Genomic DNA, 851 nt, shown 5'->3' with positions numbered 1-851 from the left:
AAATAATCAAACCGAATTAAAAAATTTCAAGGATTTTCAACTGTTCTTAACTGATCAAAAATTCGCTTTTGAAAAACAAAAGAAAAATTTAACTATCCAATTAAATCATTTAAAAGAAAACAAACCTCTTCCTCATACTAAAAAACAAGTGACATTCAAAGACGTTTACGGCATGGAAACAGAAAAAGAAGAATTAGAAGATTTATTAACTTATTTTAAAACCAATCAAACTTTAATTAACTTCGATCAAGTCCGCCCCAAAGGTTATTTACTTTATGGTCCACCAGGAACAGGAAAAACCTTTTTAATCAAAGCTCTTTGTGGCGAGGCTAACGTTCACTTTATTAATTTAATTCCTGCTAAATTTAGACAAAAATACATCGGTGAAGGAGAAAAAGAAGTGGAGAAAGTGTGGCAAGAAGCAGAAATTCATGATAAAACCATTATCTTTATTGATGAAATTGAAGGATTAGAAAATCGTAATGATTCCAACATTTCTTCAGGAGGAGTCAATGTGATTAATACTTTATTAGATAAATTAGATGGTTTTAATAGTAGTAATAAAAAAATTGTTTTAATGGGAGCGACTAATAACCTTCATAAAATTGATACGGCTTTACGCAGTCGTTTTAGTAAAGAAATCTATATCGGTCATTTAAAAGATTCCGAAATTGAAGGTTATTTAAAACATATTATCACCCCTTATCAAATTAGTTATCATACTTTCTTAGCTTTAAAAGAGATTACTCAATTATGTCAAGGAAAAAACCTCTCTAACCGTGATTTAACCACGATCATCGAAGAAGCTTACAAAAAAACGGCTAAATGGTCTCAACAAAACCCTCAAACTC

1 protein-coding gene is annotated in these 851 nt (G+C 30.0%); it reads left to right on the top strand.

The genetic code is table 11. The features are described from left to right. The coding region (locus tag OYV_RS04085) for an ATP-binding protein (protein ID WP_042068439.1) at window positions 1-851 on the top strand (851 nt) is incomplete at both ends.

Source organism: 'Chrysanthemum coronarium' phytoplasma (genome assembly GCF_000744065.1).
In the GTDB taxonomy this organism is placed as follows: Bacteria; Bacillota_I; Bacilli_A; order Acholeplasmatales; family Acholeplasmataceae; genus Phytoplasma; species Phytoplasma asteris.
Note: the sequence above shows the minus strand (reverse complement) of the source record. Positions and strands in the feature narration are given on the sequence as shown.